General features: G+C 70.6%; 15 protein-coding genes. 4 read left to right on the top strand and 11 right to left on the bottom strand.

The window, feature by feature from the left end; genetic code table 11:
- Nucleotides 1-33: 33 nt before the first annotated feature.
- The 7 genes from ACFYY2_RS20075 to clpS form a co-directional block, all read right to left on the bottom strand.
- Nucleotides 34-984 carry a PLP-dependent cysteine synthase family protein gene (locus ACFYY2_RS20075; protein ID WP_388744618.1) on the bottom strand — a complete coding sequence of 317 codons (951 nt, stop codon included), beginning with the start codon at nucleotides 982-984 and terminating at the stop codon, nucleotides 34-36.
- Entirely contained in the window at nucleotides 984-1262 is a 279-nt protein-coding gene (locus tag ACFYY2_RS20070; protein WP_329037736.1) for a MoaD family protein, read from the bottom strand. Before ACFYY2_RS20070 ends, ACFYY2_RS20075 begins: the two co-directional genes overlap by 1 nt.
- Before the next feature lie 113 nt (nucleotides 1263-1375).
- Nucleotides 1376-1489: a putative leader peptide gene (locus ACFYY2_RS20065; protein WP_015577357.1), complete on the bottom strand. Its 114-nt coding sequence runs from the start codon at nucleotides 1487-1489 to the stop codon at nucleotides 1376-1378.
- A 120-nt stretch (nucleotides 1490-1609) separates the two neighbouring features.
- Nucleotides 1610-2044: a Mov34/MPN/PAD-1 family protein gene (locus tag ACFYY2_RS20060; protein ID WP_388744614.1), complete on the bottom strand. Its 435-nt coding sequence runs from the start codon at nucleotides 2042-2044 to the stop codon at nucleotides 1610-1612.
- Nucleotides 2045-2155: 111 nt separating this feature from the next.
- Complete coding sequence (locus ACFYY2_RS20055) at nucleotides 2156-3586, bottom strand: amino acid permease (RefSeq protein WP_388744611.1); 1431 nt, start codon at nucleotides 3584-3586, stop codon at nucleotides 2156-2158.
- A gap of 386 nt (nucleotides 3587-3972) precedes the next feature.
- A complete protein-coding gene (locus ACFYY2_RS20050; protein WP_388744608.1) occupies nucleotides 3973-4560 on the bottom strand; it encodes a DUF2017 domain-containing protein in 588 nt (195 codons plus the stop codon).
- Nucleotides 4561-4606: 46 nt separating this feature from the next.
- Nucleotides 4607-4915 carry an ATP-dependent Clp protease adapter ClpS gene (gene clpS, locus ACFYY2_RS20045; protein ID WP_031100168.1) on the bottom strand — a complete coding sequence of 103 codons (309 nt, stop codon included), beginning with the start codon at nucleotides 4913-4915 and terminating at the stop codon, nucleotides 4607-4609.
- 88 nt (nucleotides 4916-5003) lie between these two features.
- Here clpS and ACFYY2_RS20040 point away from each other — a divergent pair, with 88 nt between their 5' ends.
- Together ACFYY2_RS20040 and ACFYY2_RS20035 are read left to right on the top strand one after the other, a co-directional pair.
- Entirely contained in the window at nucleotides 5004-6332 is a 1329-nt protein-coding gene (locus tag ACFYY2_RS20040) for a nicotinate phosphoribosyltransferase (protein ID WP_388744605.1), read from the top strand.
- A 235-nt stretch (nucleotides 6333-6567) separates the two neighbouring features.
- Nucleotides 6568-7152 (top strand): isochorismatase family protein, encoded by a 585-nt coding sequence (locus tag ACFYY2_RS20035; RefSeq protein ID WP_388744603.1) that lies wholly within the window; start codon nucleotides 6568-6570, stop codon nucleotides 7150-7152.
- 59 nt (nucleotides 7153-7211) lie between these two features.
- On the opposite strand, the gene ACFYY2_RS20030 is transcribed toward ACFYY2_RS20035, so the two are convergent.
- Together ACFYY2_RS20030 and ACFYY2_RS20025 are read right to left on the bottom strand one after the other, a co-directional pair.
- On the bottom strand, nucleotides 7212-7556 hold the full coding sequence (locus tag ACFYY2_RS20030; RefSeq protein WP_388744600.1) for a hypothetical protein: 345 nt from the start codon (nucleotides 7554-7556) through the stop codon (nucleotides 7212-7214).
- Between the two features lie 122 nt (nucleotides 7557-7678).
- Nucleotides 7679-10081 carry an immune inhibitor A domain-containing protein gene (locus ACFYY2_RS20025; RefSeq protein WP_388744597.1) on the bottom strand — a complete coding sequence of 801 codons (2403 nt, stop codon included), beginning with the start codon at nucleotides 10079-10081 and terminating at the stop codon, nucleotides 7679-7681.
- Nucleotides 10082-10462: 381 nt separating this feature from the next.
- Here ACFYY2_RS20025 and ACFYY2_RS20020 point away from each other — a divergent pair, with 381 nt between their 5' ends.
- On the top strand, nucleotides 10463-10768 hold the full coding sequence (locus ACFYY2_RS20020) for a hypothetical protein (RefSeq protein ID WP_388744594.1): 306 nt from the start codon (nucleotides 10463-10465) through the stop codon (nucleotides 10766-10768).
- Nucleotides 10769-10778: 10 nt separating this feature from the next.
- On the opposite strand, the gene ACFYY2_RS20015 is transcribed toward ACFYY2_RS20020, so the two are convergent.
- Nucleotides 10779-11435, bottom strand: coding sequence for an RDD family protein (locus ACFYY2_RS20015; protein ID WP_388744592.1), 657 nt, complete (start codon nucleotides 11433-11435; stop codon nucleotides 10779-10781).
- An 89-nt stretch (nucleotides 11436-11524) separates the two neighbouring features.
- Nucleotides 11525-13030 (bottom strand): RDD family protein, encoded by a 1506-nt coding sequence (locus ACFYY2_RS20010; RefSeq protein WP_388744589.1) that lies wholly within the window; start codon nucleotides 13028-13030, stop codon nucleotides 11525-11527.
- A gap of 215 nt (nucleotides 13031-13245) precedes the next feature.
- Between ACFYY2_RS20010 and ACFYY2_RS20005 the strand changes: the two genes are divergently transcribed.
- Nucleotides 13246-13722 (top strand): SsgA family sporulation/cell division regulator, encoded by a 477-nt coding sequence (locus ACFYY2_RS20005; RefSeq protein ID WP_388744586.1) that lies wholly within the window; start codon nucleotides 13246-13248, stop codon nucleotides 13720-13722.

The following is a 13722-nucleotide window of genomic DNA, read 5'->3' as shown; positions in this document are numbered from 1 at the left end:
GGTTCGCGCGGGCCCGTTCCGGTCCGGCGCGTGTCACGCCCAGAGCTGGCCGTGCAGTGTCTCGATGGCCGCCTCGGTCGTGGGGGCGGTGTAGACGCCGGTGGAGAGGTACTTCCAGCCGCCGTCGGCGACGACGAAGACGATGTCGGCGCTCTCCCCCGCCTTGACCGCCTTCCGGCCGACGCCGATCGCGGCGTGGAGCGCGGCGCCGGTGGAGACGCCCGCGAAGATGCCCTCCTGCTGGAGGAGCTCGCGGGTGCGGGTGACGGCGTCGGCGGAGCCGACGGAGAAGCGGGTGGTGAGCACGGAGGCGTCGTAGAGCTCGGGGACGAAGCCCTCGTCGAGGTTGCGCAGGCCGTAGACGAGGTCGTCGTAGCGGGGTTCGGCGGCGACGATGCTGACGTCGGGCTTGTTCTCGCGCAGGTAGCGGCCGACGCCCATGAGGGTTCCGGTGGTGCCGAGGCCCGCCACGAAGTGGGTGACGGACGGGAGGTCGGCGAGGATCTCCGGGCCGGTGGTGGCGTAGTGGGCGCCCGCGTTGTCGGGGTTGCCGTACTGGTAGAGCATGACCCAGTCGGGGTGCTCGGCGGCGAGTTCCCTGGCCACGCGTACGGCTGTGTTGGAGCCTCCCGCGGCGGGCGACGGGATGATCTCCGCGCCCCACATGGTGAGGAGGTCGCGCCGTTCCTGCGAGGTGTTCTCCGGCATGACGCACACGATGCGGTAGCCCTTGAGCTTGGCCGCCATGGCGAGCGAGATGCCGGTGTTGCCGCTGGTCGGTTCGAGGATCGTGCAGCCGGGTGTCAGCCGGCCGTCCTTCTCGGCCTGTTCGACCATGTGGAGCGCGGGGCGGTCCTTGACGGAGCCGGTGGGGTTGCGGTCCTCCAGCTTGGCCCAGATCCGGACCTCGTCGGACGGTGACAGCCGCGGCAGGCGGACGAGGGGCGTGTTGCCCACGGCCGCGAGCGGGGAGTCGTACCGCATCAGCGCATGCCGCCGGCGACGGCCGGGAGAATGGTGATGTTGTCGCCGTCGGTGAGCTTGGTGGAGATGCCGTCGAGGAAGCGGACGTCCTCGTCGTTGAGGTAGACGTTCACGAAGCGGCGCAGCTGGTCGCCGTCGACGATGCGCTCGCGGATGCCGGTGTGGCGGCTCTCCAGGTCGGCGAGGAGGTCGGCGATGGTGTCCCCGCTGCCCTCGACCGCCTTGGCGCCGTCGGTGTAGGTGCGGAGGATGGTCGGGATGCGGACCTCGATGGCCATGGCGTGGGCTCCTGTCGGATGCGGGGAGGTGGCGTGGGGCGCGCGTGTGACTGCCCCCGCGCGGGGGTGGTGCGTGCGTGGTGGCGCTCGGGCCGCGGCTCAGGCCCGGCGGTTCACGGGCAGGCCGCGGCGGGACACATCGCGCTGGACAGCCTGCACAGGTCGACGTGCAGCCGCGCGACGAGCAGCATGCCCGGCGTCTTGTCGCTCACGTCATGGGGAACCATGGGCTCATCGTATCGATTCCCCACCGGGAATCCGGAGTGTGATCCCACATGGTGGATGGCGAGCGTTCACGAGTCGGACAGCAGGGTCGGGGCGGCGCATGCGGCGCCGCCCCGAGGACGTCAGGCGGTGGTGGGGTACGCCTCCACGACCTGGACCTCTTCCTCCGTGATCTCGCCGTCGACGATGCGGTACGAGCGGAACTGGAAGGGGCCCGCGTCGTCGGTGTCGGCGGTGGAGACCAGCACGTAGTGGGCGCCGGGCTCGTTGGCGTAGGTGAGGTCGGTGCGTGAGGGGTAGGCCTCGGTCGCGGTGTGGGAGTGGTAGATGATCACCGGCTCCTCGTCGCGGTCGTCCATCTCGCGGTAGAGCTTGAGCAGGTCCCCGGAGTCGAACTCGTAGAACGTGGGCGAGCGTGCGGCGTTGAGCATGGGGACGAAGCGTTCGGCGCGGCCCGTCCCGGCCGGGCCCGCCACCACTCCGCACGCCTCGTCGGGGTGGTCGGCGCGGGCGTGCGCGACGATCTGGTCGTGGAGCGCCTGGGTGAGGGTCAGCATGGCGTCAGGATAAGCAGACGGGCCCCCGCGTACCGAGGAGTGGTACGTGAGGGCCCGTATGCCGGACGTGGCCGTTGGGGCGGCGGTGTCCCGGGGATGCCGTCGCGCGGGTCAGCGCTTGGCGAAGGCCTTGTTGTCGGGGTTGCGGGACTTGAGCACCAGGTAGGAGACGCCCAGGATGAGGCCCCACAGCGGTGCGCAGTACAGGGAGATCCTGGCGTCCTTGTCGACGGCCATCATGATGATGACGAGGCCGATGAACGCGAGCGCGAACCAGCTGGTGAAGGGTGCGCCCGGCGCCTTGAAGGTGGGCTGCGGGAGCTCGCCGCGGTCGGCCTTGGCCCGGTAGCGGATCTGGCAGACGAGGATCATGATCCAGGCCCACATGCCGGAGATGGTCGCGAAGGAGACGACGTAGGTGAACGCGTCTCCGGGCCACTGGTAGTTGATCCAGACGCCGACGAGCATGAGTGCGGCGGAGGCGGTGGTGCCGACCAGCGGGAGGCCGTTCTTCGTCAGCCTGGTGAAGGCCTTCGGCCCCTGACCGTTGAGGGCGAGGTCGCGCAGCATGCGGCCGGTGGAGTACATGCCGGAGTTGCACGAGGACAGTGCGGCGGTGAGCACGACGAAGTTGACGATCGCGGCGCCGATGCCGAGGCCCATCTCCTGGAACGCGGCGACGAACGGGGAGACGCCGGGCTTGAAGGTGCTCCACGGGACCACGGACAGGATCATGATCAGCGCGCCGACGTAGAAGACGGCGATGCGCCACGGCACGGTGTTGATGGCCTTCGGCAGGACCGTCTTCGGGTCCTTGGACTCACCCGCGGTGACGCCGACGAGTTCGACGGCGAGGAAGGCGAACATGACGATCTGGAGGGTCATCAGCGTGCCGCTGATGCCTTCGGGGAAGAAGCCGCCGTCGTTCCACAGGTTGGCGACGGTCGCGGTGTCACCGGCGTCGGAGAAGCCGATCGTGAGCACACCGGCGCAGATGAGGATCATGCCGAGGATCGCGGTGACCTTGACCATCGAGAACCAGAACTCCAGCTCGCCGAAGAGCTTCACCGAGATCAGGTTGGCGCCGTACAGAATGAAGGTGAACACGAGCGCCGACAGCCACTGCGGGATATCCCACCAGTACGTCATATACGTTGCCGCGGCGGTGACTTCGGTGATGCCGGTGACGACCCAGAAGAGCCAGTACGTCCATCCGGTCACGAATCCGAAGAAGGGGCCGAGGAATTCGCGTGCGTACTCCGAGAAGGAGCCGGACACCGGGCGGTACATGAGGAGTTCGCCCAGGGCGCGCATGATGAAGAAGATGACCAGGCCCGCGATGGCGTACGCCAGGATGAGGCTGGGTCCGGCCCTGTCGATGGCCTTGCCCGCGCCGAGGAAGAGTCCCGTGCCGATGGCTCCGCCGATGGCGATCATCTGGATCTGACGGGCTCCGAGGCCACGCTGGTAGCCCTCGCCCGCCGGGGCGTCGACGGCCTTCGGGCCGTCCGCCTGTCCGTTGTCGACCTGCGCCGATGTCATGGTGGTGCGCCTTTCTCCACGCCGATCCGCGCCGTCGTCGGCGTCGGATCAGGTCCTGATCCCCCCGGATATGGATGGAGTGCCGCCGGCGTTCGGCCGGCTTGTAGCGCCCCCGGGAACAGGGGTGGCGTCCCCGGGCGGTCGTGAAGATTTATCACGGTCGCCCGGCAGGGCCGACGGACATTATGTGGCGCACACCACAGGAAAAAGCGGACAAGCGTTTCCAGGCGCTGCAAAGAACGCCATTCAGGTGACGGGATCGTTATTCCGATTTGAGCATCAGTTGAGCGAACCCGAAGGAGTGAACCCGGAGGAACGGACCCGGAGCACGGACCGGGAAGAACGGACCGGGAAGAACGGATCGGCAGGAGCGGGCCCGAAGCGCCTCAGTCCTGCATCAGGGTTTCGACGAGCGTCTCCTGGAGCGCACCGAGCCAGAGGTAGGCCATCACCATCGGCTTGCGGGGGTCGTCGTCGGGGAGCCGGTAGAGCGATCCGTCCTGGCCCTCGTCCTCGTCCGAGACCTCCAGCCGCGTGCCGATGGTGAGCCGGAGGTCGTTGAGCGAGCCGAGCCAGTGGTGGCACTCGTCGCCGGTGAGGGTGAGTACGGCGCCGCTGTCGGCCACGGGCGCGAGCGCGTCGAGCGACCGCACGACGGCGAGGGCGTCGTCGCGCTTGCGGGTGCGCAGGTCGTTCTCGGTGAAGCGGCGGAACTCGGCGGACGCCTCGCGCAGCTCCTTGTCCGCGTCGCCGTAGGCCTCCGGGAAGAGCCGGGCGAGGGCCGGGTCGGAGGGCGGTTCGCTCGGCCCCTCGGCGAAGAGGGCGGCGAGGGGGTCCTCGCCCTCGGCGGGCTCGTCGCCCGGGCCGATCAGTTCGAGCAGCTGCACGGCGAGGGAGCGCAGGATGGCGACCTCGACCTCGTCGAGCGCGACGGACGCGCCGCCGCCTGGGTTGGCCTCGAAGTGGCCGGCCATGAGTTCTCCGATGAGTGGGTCGGGCGGAGGGGAAGGGGGCGACCGGTCAGTTCCGGTCCTGGGTCAGGGTGGCCCAGAGCCCGTAGCCGTGCATGGCCTGTACGTCGCGTTCCATCTCCTCGCGGCTTCCGCTGGAGACGACCGCGCGGCCCTTCTGGTGGACGTCGAGCATCAGCTTGTGCGCCTTGTCCTTCGAGTAGCCGAAGTACGCCTGGAAGACGTAGGTCACGTAGCTCATGAGGTTCACCGGGTCGTTGTGCACCAGCGTCACCCAGGGGACGTCGGGCTCGGGGACGGCGAAGGTCTCCTCGGCCGATTCGGGACGTTCGATCTCTACGGGGGCAGCAACGCTCACCTACCCCATGCTGCCACCAGGGAGGGGCCCGCGCACAAACGGCGCCCCCATCTCGTCACTTTGACGAATAGGGAGTAGCATCCCCGGCATGAACTCAGCGGACCTTGGGCGACGGGTCGGTGTGCCGTCGACCGCGCTCTTCACCGACCAGTACGAGCTCACGATGGTGCAGGCGGCGCTGAAGGCGGGCACCGCGGACCGGCGCTCCGTCTTCGAGGCCTTCACCCGCCGCCTCCCCGAGGGCCGGCGCTACGGCGTGGTGGCGGGAACCGGACGCGTGCTGGACGCGGTGGAGAACTTCCACTTCGACGAGGAGATGCTCGCCTTCCTGCGCGACCAGAGGATCGTGGACGGGCCGACCGTCGACTGGCTGGCGGACTACCGCTTCAGCGGCGACATCTGGGGCTACCCGGAGGGCGAGGTGTACTTCCCGGGCTCGCCGCTCCTGCGGGTCGAGGGCTCCTTCGCCGAGTGCGTGCTGCTGGAGACCGTGATCCTGTCGATCCTGAACCACGACTCCGCGATCGCCGCCGCCGCGTCCCGGATGTCGGCCGCGGCGAGCGGCAGGCGGCTCATCGAGATGGGCGCCCGGCGCACCCACGAGCTGTCGGCGGTGGCGTCGGCCCGCGCCGCGTACATCGGCGGCTTCCACTCCACCTCGGACCTCGCGGCGGGCTTCCGCTACAACATCCCGACCGTCGGGACGAGCGCGCACGCCTTCACCCTGCTGCACGACAGCGAGCGCGACGCGTTCCGGGCGCAGGTGGACTCGCTGGGCCGGGGCACCTCGCTGCTGGTGGACACCTACGACGTGACCGAGGCCGTGCGCACGGCGGTGGAGATCGCGGGCCCGGAGCTCGGCGCCGTACGCATCGACTCGGGCGACCTGCTGCTCGTCGCGCACCGCGTCCGGCAGCAGCTCGACGAGCTCGGGGCCACGGAGACGAAGATCGTGGTGACCTCCGACCTGGACGAGTACGCCATCGCCTCGCTGGCCGCCGCCCCGGTGGACACCTACGGGGTGGGGACGCAGCTGGTCACCGGCAGCGGGCACCCCACGTGTTCCATGGTCTACAAGCTGGTGGCGCGTGCGCGGTCGGCCGATCCGGCGGACCCGGTGCTTCCGGTGGCGAAGAAGTCGCTGGGCGCGAAGACGTCGAGGGGTGGCCGCAAGTGGGCGGCACGCCGCCTGGACGAGTACGGCGTCGCCGAGGCCGAGGTGATCGGCACGGGCGAGGTGCCCGAGGAGTACGCGGACGGGCAGCTGCTGGTGGAGCTCGTCAGGGGCGGCGAGGTGGTCGGCAGGGAGCCGCTGGAGGCGGCGCGGGAGCGGCACACCGCGGCGCGGGCGGGACTGCCGATGTCGGCGATGCAGCTGTCACGCGGGGAGCCCGTGCTGTCCACGGAGTACGTCTGAGGCGGCGGGGTACGAGAGTGACCCACGGGGCAGGCGTGAGGCCTGTCCGGGCCGCCGGGCGGGCCCGAGCCCCCCGGGCCCGTCCGGGGGCCGCTCCCGCCGGGCAGGGCGCGCCGGGGAGGGAGAGCCGACGTGTGCGCCCCCTCCCGCACGGTGCGCCGAGTCTCTAGGCTCGATGGCATCCCCACCGTCCCCGTCCACAGCAACGCAGGACCCCCACCGAAGGACAACCGTCATGCATCGCGCCTTGATCGTCGTTGACGTTCAGAACGACTTCTGCGAGGGCGGCAGCCTCGCGGTGGCGGGCGGCGCCGATGTCGCCGCCGCCATCACCGACCTGATCGGCGAGGCCCAGCCCGGGTACAGCCACGTGGTGGCCACCCGTGACCACCACATCGACCCGGGTGACCACTTCTCCGCGTCCCCGGACTTCGAGCGCTCCTGGCCGCCGCACTGCGTCGCGGGTACGGAGGGCGTGGGCTTCCACCCGAACTTCGCCCCGGCCGTCGCCTCCGGCGCCATCGACACCGTGTTCGACAAGGGTGCCTACGCCGTCGCCTACAGCGGCTTCGAGGGCGTCGACGAGAACGGCACCGGGCTGGCCCAGTGGCTGCGGGACCGGTCGGTGACGGCCGTCGACGTCGTCGGAATCGCCACGGACCACTGCGTGCGGGCCACGGCCCTGGACGCCGCCCGCGAGGGCTTCGCCACGCACGTGCTGCTGGACCTGACCGCCGGCGTCGCCGAGGCGACGACGGAACGGGCCCTCGGCGAGATGCGGACCGCCGGCGTGGAGCTGTCCGGCAAGCCGGTCGTCTGACCCTCCGGGGAAGGCGTATCCGGCGCGGCCGGACCCGCCGTCCCGGGAGCGGCCCGCGCTCAGGCGGCCGGGCGGGCCGGCCCGGCGTATCCGGACGGCCCGAGCAGCGCCCGTATGGGGTGCCAGAGCTCCTGCCCCGCCTGCGGCGCGGTCCGCCACAGCAGCCCGTCCGGGTGGTGCAGGACGGCCGTTATCTCGTCCGGGGTGGGCGGGTGGGAGTTGCCCCGGAGATAGACGGCGCGCAGTCCGAGGTTGCGCAGCCTGGTCAGGGCGCGCGCCCGGTTCGCCGCGTGGACGAGGACCCGCACGGGTCCTCCCGGTCCGGCTCCGTCCGCCGGTCTGTTCAGGGCCAGTGCCACCACCACCGTGCCGTTGGGCAATCTGCAGAAACCTCCGCCTGCCATGCTTCGCGCTCCCCCGTAAGACTTCGTGTCAATAAGGATCCGGTAGGACGCACCTAAACACGATCGGCCGCCGCCCGCTAGAGGGCGACGGCCGATCATGCTGTGACCTGCTGTTTTGTCGACTACTTGCCCGAGGGGCCGACCTTGACCGTCATCGTGGAGCCGTCGCGCGGCTCGCCGACGATGGAGATCCGGGTGTTGGTGTCAGAAACCTTGACACTTCCCGTCGGGTTCTCCTTGTACCAGTAGGTGCCCTTGCGGTCGTCGAAGGCGGGGACGCCCAGCGACGGCTTGATCCTCAGCGCCACGTCCGCGTTGTGCAGCGTGAAGCCCTTGTTCGGGTACCAGCTGAACGGCGCGTCGAAGGGCTGGATCTTGTTGCGCAGGAGCGTGCCGTCCGTCCACTTCAGCGGCTTGGCGTGGGAGTCCACCGGAAGGATCAGACCCTGGCCCGGGTGGACCGAGGTGTTGTTGTCCTTCTGGGAGGTGTCCCAGAGCCACACCATCAGGCCGTTCTGGTACGCGTAGTGCTCGACCCAGTCCGGACGGGTCTTGAGGAAGCCGAAGTTGTACGGGCCGACCTCAAGGGTCTTGTCGTACGAGACGTACTGGCGGTTCTCGGCGAGGTAGTACTGCGGGTAGTCGTTGGTGAACGACTCACCGATCCGCGAGAAGCCCTTCGCGGTCCAGCCGTTGTCGTCGCCCTCGGCGCCGTCCGTGAAGAGCACCGCGCCGTCGGCGGTGACGGTGACGGCGTCGGCGGTGAAGCCCTTGCCGCCCGCGCCGCCGTCCGTCTGGTAGCGGAAGCGCAGGTCGATCTTCTTGCCCGCGTAGGCGTTCAGCGGGTACGAGAGCCTCTTGACCGCGCCGGAGACGCCGGTGAGGGCCGGCTTGTCGCTGGCGTCACGCGGGATGGCCATGCCGTCCGCCGTGCCGTCGAGCGCGGTCCAGGAGGAGCCGCCGTTGTCCGAGACCTCGGTGTAGAGGTAGTCGTAGTCGGCCTCGATGTCGTACCAGCCGGACAGGTCCAGCGAGGCGGACGTCTTGCCGGTCAGGTCGACCGAGCGCGTCAGGGTGTTCGACAGGTCGTCGCCCATGTCGCTCCACCACTGCTTCGAGCCCTCCGCGGGCTTCGCGACGGTGGTGGTGACTTCCTTGTCGGGCAGCTCGACGACGAGCGCCTGCTTGTCCTTGGTGTTGTACTCCGAGACGCCCAGCTTGTGGGTCGACGCCGTCGCGGCCTTGGCCTTGTCGTAGTCGAGCCAGCCGAGCTGGAGCTTGTCCCAGGCGGTCATGTCGCCGGGGAGGTTGCCGATCTGGCCCTTGCCGGTGCCGAGCCAGGAGCCCGCCGACATGAGGGACCAGAAGCCGACCGAGTTCTCGCCGCCGCCGGAGGTGTCGTACAGGTCCGGGAGACCCAGGTCGTGGGCGTACTCGTGGGCGAAGACGCCCAGGCCGCCGTTCTCGGGCTGCGCGGTGTAGTCACCGACCCAGATACCCGTGTCGCCGATCTCGGCGCCGCCGGCCTTGTTGTTCGCGGGGCCCGTCGCGCCGGCGTTGGTGCCGTAGGCGTACCAGCGGTGCGCCCAGATGGCGTCGGAGCCCTGGACTCCGCCACCCGCGGACTGGTCCTCGCCGGCGTGGACCAGCTGGAAGTGGTCGATGTAGCCGTCCGGCTCGTTGAAGTTGCCGTCGCCGTCGAAGTCGTAGCGGTCCCACTGGTCGTACTGCGCCAGGTCGGCCTTGATCTGGGCCGGCGTACGGCCCTTGGCCTTCTGGTCCGCGGCCCAGGCGTTGACGCCGTCGCGGACGGTGTCCCAGACGTTGGCGCAGTTGGTCTGGCCGCAGTAGTCCGAGCCGTAGCGGGCCTCGTTGTACGGGACCTTGACCCAGTCGGAGACCTCGCCGTCGACCGAGTAGCGCCCGGAGGACGTCTTCTCGTAGTACGTCTTGAGGGAGTCCTTGCCCGCGCCCTGGCCGAAGTAGAGCTCCTGGAAGTGGGCCTGGTTGTAATCGGCCTGCCAGGCGGTGCTGTTGTCCTTCTTCGGGTCCGGCTTGGCTATCTTGTTGTGCAGGGGGCCGGGCGTGCCGCCGTACTTCTTGACGGGCGGCAGCGGGCCGGCGGCCCCGTCCGGGTCGAACATCGTGGTGTTGTCGACCTGGTCGCCGAACTCCACGAGGATCGTGAAGATCTTGTCGGTCTTCTCCCGGCCGAGCTCGACGTACTTGCTCTTGCCGAGCTGGACGACCTTGGAGCCGCCCCGGGCGGTCACCTTCTTGTCCCCGGACAGCACCTGCTCCAGCGCGGCCTGACGCTGTGCGTCCTGCTCCTTGCTGAAGGGGCCTTCCAGGTCGTGCTCGTGCGCCTTGACCGGCGCGGGGTCGCGCCGGTCGACGCTGGAGGCGCCGGATGCCGACGCCCCGTCATACGCCTGCGCGGTGGCGAAGGCGGATGCCGTCGCGGCGGTGGCGGCCAGCGCCACGGCCACGGCGGTGGCGCGCAGCGCTCGTCTCTGAGTGGTCACTTGATGCAGTCCTCCCCGGCGTTCGCGTCCGCGGCCGGGTGTGAATCAGGGCCGCGCGCGATTAAACGCGTCACAAGTGACGACATTCGATCGGAGTTATGAGAGAAAAGACAGATCTTGACTTGACCAAGCCAAGTGCACTATGTGGGAGTCCGGTTCCGCTATCCGGACGTGGCATCCGGGCCTGCGATCCGCCCGACCGGCGCGCCGAATCCCGAGCCCGTCGGCAGCGTGACTCCGTGCGCCCCCCGTGCACCGGTACCGTGGGTCAGGTCGCGCTTACCGCCGGTCCCTCCCGGGCATCCACCGTCGTAGAGTCGATTGACAGTGCGAACGTGCCGAGCGACTCCCCCATACGACGCCCCGAGGACGGATACCGCCATGCCGCATCCGACTGCCGCACAGTTCTCCTACGGTTCGGTCACCGTCGTCCTCTCGGCGTTCGCCATGCTGCTGCTGTCGGGCGCGGAATCCGGCATCGGGATCGCAGCCGTCTGCGGCTCCGCACTGGCGCTGGGCCTCCTGGTCGCCCTGACCGTGCAGCTGCCCGCCCGCGCGAAGAGCGCGAAGAGGACGCCGAGCTCCACGGCGCCGTCGGCCGCCGCCCGGACCCACCGCACCGTCGAGGAGATCGAGCTGGCCGCCGCGCGGCGCGAGCACATCGGCGAGCACTCGCTGCACCGCTGAACAGCACGCCTCAGCGGGTACTGACGACCACCGTCCTGCCCGCCTTGTCCTCCAGGGTCTGCCGGTAGGGCTTGCTGGTGAACATCAGCACGATGTTGATCAGCCACCACAGGCACGGACAGCACAACAGGGCCGGGACCCACAGCACCGCGGCCCGCATCAACGAGGAACTGGTGTCCGGCACCGATCCGTCGTTGAGCATCGCCACGCGCATCTTGAGCAGCCGCTTGCCCGGCGTCCGGCCGTCCTTGTGCGTGAAGTACGTGTCGTAGGCGACGTACAGCACGAGGGCGATCAGCGACCAGACCAGCTGGTGCCCGCTGTAGGCGTCCCCGACGGCGTTGCCGAAGTCGTCGTCGTCGTCCGAGACGTCGACCGCCCCGCCCCAGGGCAGCGAGATCAGGTACAGCGGCACCGAGATGATGAGGAAGTCGATCAGCCGCGCCAGGATCCGCTTGCCCGGCTCCGCGAGCGGCGGCATGCCCGCCAGCGGATCGGCGCCACCGTAGGGCCCGCCGCCGTACGGGTCGTTCGGCGGGGGCGGAGGTGGCGGCGACTCCCCGCCGTAGGGCGAACCGCCCGGCGGAGGCCCCTGCGGCGGCCGCTTGGAGAAGGGGTCGTCCTCGGGCGGCTGCCCCGGCGGCGGAGGCGGTGGCTCGTTGCTCATGGGGGCAGTGCACCCCGGCCCGCGGGGGCCCGCAAGGGCTGAGGTGCTTTCGGGGGACGGTGCGTCAGCACACGGGCGTACGCCGGGTCTCAGCCCGCGACGAAGGTGCGGGCCGCCTTGTCGTGCCAGCACTGGCGCCACGGCCGGTCGACCAGGCACCAGAGCACGTTGACCACGCCGACGACGACGAGGGCCAGCACCCCGTAGACGAGCCACCGGCGCAGGGCGGCTCCCAGGGAGGGCGCGTCGTGGGACTCGATGTCGCGCACCTCCAGACCGCACAGACGCTTGCCCAGCGTGCGGCCCCATTTGGCGGTCGGCAGGGCCTCCAGGAGGAATCCGAGCACCAGGAACGCGGCGAGCACCCCGCCGAACAGGCCGGCCGTGGTGGAGTCCAGCAGCCAGACCGTGACCGTCTCACCGGACTGCTCGGCCGCCTCGATCTTCCGGTCGATGTGCTCCACGGCACGGGTGACCAGCGGAAGGGCGACCGCTCCCACGAGCGCCCCCAGGACGACGGAGTCGACGAGCCGCGCGGCCAGCCGCCTGCCCAGACCGGCGGGCCGGGCGGATGCCTGGGCACGCGCCAGCTGCTGGAAGGGGTCGTCCACCGGCGGCTTCCAGGGCACGACCGGCTGACGCTGCTCGGGGCGGACGCCCTGCTGCTGGGGCGGCATCGGGCTCTGCGGCTGAGGCCGGGGCTGCTGCGGGCGGGCCGCCTGCTCGGGACGGGCGAGCTGGTGGGCCTGCTGCGCCCAGGAAGCAGAGCCGCCACCGGGGCCGGGCGTCAGAGGCGTGCTCAGCCCCGGCGCCTGGACCTGTGCCGCCGGTGCCTGTGCCTGTGCCTGCGGTACGTGAGGTGCCTGCTGCCGGTCCGGGGCGGAGGGCTGCGCGGTGGCGCCGGGCTGCACCGCGCGGATCGCCATCGTGCCCTCGGCGCGCACCGGGCCCTCCTCACGCGGGCCCGGGGCGCGGACGGCCTCGCCGCCCGAGGGCGCACGGGCCGCGTCCCCGCCCGCGGTGGTCTCGCCGGCCTCCGGCCGGCCGGCGGCGGAGCCGCCGTCACGCATGCCCGGCAGCGCGCCCCGGGTCGGATCGGGAGCGGCGGCCCGAGCGGGGCCGGCGGGAGTCCGGCCGGCCGGCAGCGCGGGCTGCGCGGAGGCGGCGGGTGCCGGGGCGTCGGGCGTACGCGGGTCCTGGCCGCCCCAGGAGACGAGGCGGTCCCGGTCGCCGCCGAAGCCGGTCTGCCGGGAGGTGTCCGCCTGCCACGCGGACGCGGGCAGGGGCCGTCCGGGTGCGTCGGACCCACCGGTGACGTTCCCCTGCGCCCCGTCGGCCCCGGCCGTCCCCGGCACCTCGTCGAAGTACATCGGTCCGGTCTCCTCGACCGGGGCGGCCGGACGCCGCGGCGCCGGGTCCGCGGGCGGGGCGGACTGCGGCGCGGGGGCCGGCCCGCTCTGCGCGGGCGCGGGCCGGCTCGTGCCGGGGACCCAGGAGGCGCCGTTCCAGTACCGGACGTATCCGGGAATGGACGGGTCGGGGTAGTACCCCTCGCTGGGGCGTTCGTCACCGGGTGCCGGGGTTGGGGCGCTCATCACCGTGGTCCCGTATCTCTTCGAGGCCTCAATACAAGGGTCCACATCTATCAGACCACCGAGCGCCCCCGGGCCGGTCCTGTCGTTTGGACCACTTTCCAGGTCGCGGGAAGTTTTTCTGGGAAGTCGCGTCATAGACGTCCGGGAGGGCGCTCTCACCCCGTGCGGGCCGGTCACGGGACCGGCCCACGAGCATCGGAAGGTCGTGCACCCTCATGCAGAACGCCGTGGAACGCGAGTTGGAAGTGAAGCTGGTCCTGTCGCCCGAGCGGTCCGTCCCCGTGCCCGCCCGCCTCTCCTACCTCACCGACGACCCGTACGCGGTGCACATCGTCTTCCACATCGGTTCCGAATCGCCCGTGCACTGGACGTTCGCCCGGGAACTGCTGGTGGAAGGGGTGTTCCGGCCCTGCGGACACGGCGACGTACGGATCTGGCCGACCAAGGTCGGTGACCGGGCCGTCATCTGTTTCGCCCTCACCTCACCGGACGGCAACGCCCTGCTGGAGGTGCCGTCCGTCGCGGTCGCCGCCTGGGTGGAACGCACCCTGCGGGTCGTTCCCCCGGGCACCGAGAGCACCCTGCTCGGCCTGGACGGCGCCCTCGCCGAACTGCTCGCCCCGCTCCCGGCCGACGACCTGTGGCTGACCGATCCCTGGTCCCAGGACGAGACGCCGGACGGTGAGGCCTGA

The sequence above is a fragment of the Streptomyces sp. NPDC001822 genome, from assembly GCF_042892135.1.
Classification (GTDB): domain Bacteria; phylum Actinomycetota; class Actinomycetes; order Streptomycetales; family Streptomycetaceae; genus Streptomyces.
Note: the sequence above shows the minus strand (reverse complement) of the source record. Positions and strands in the feature narration are given on the sequence as shown.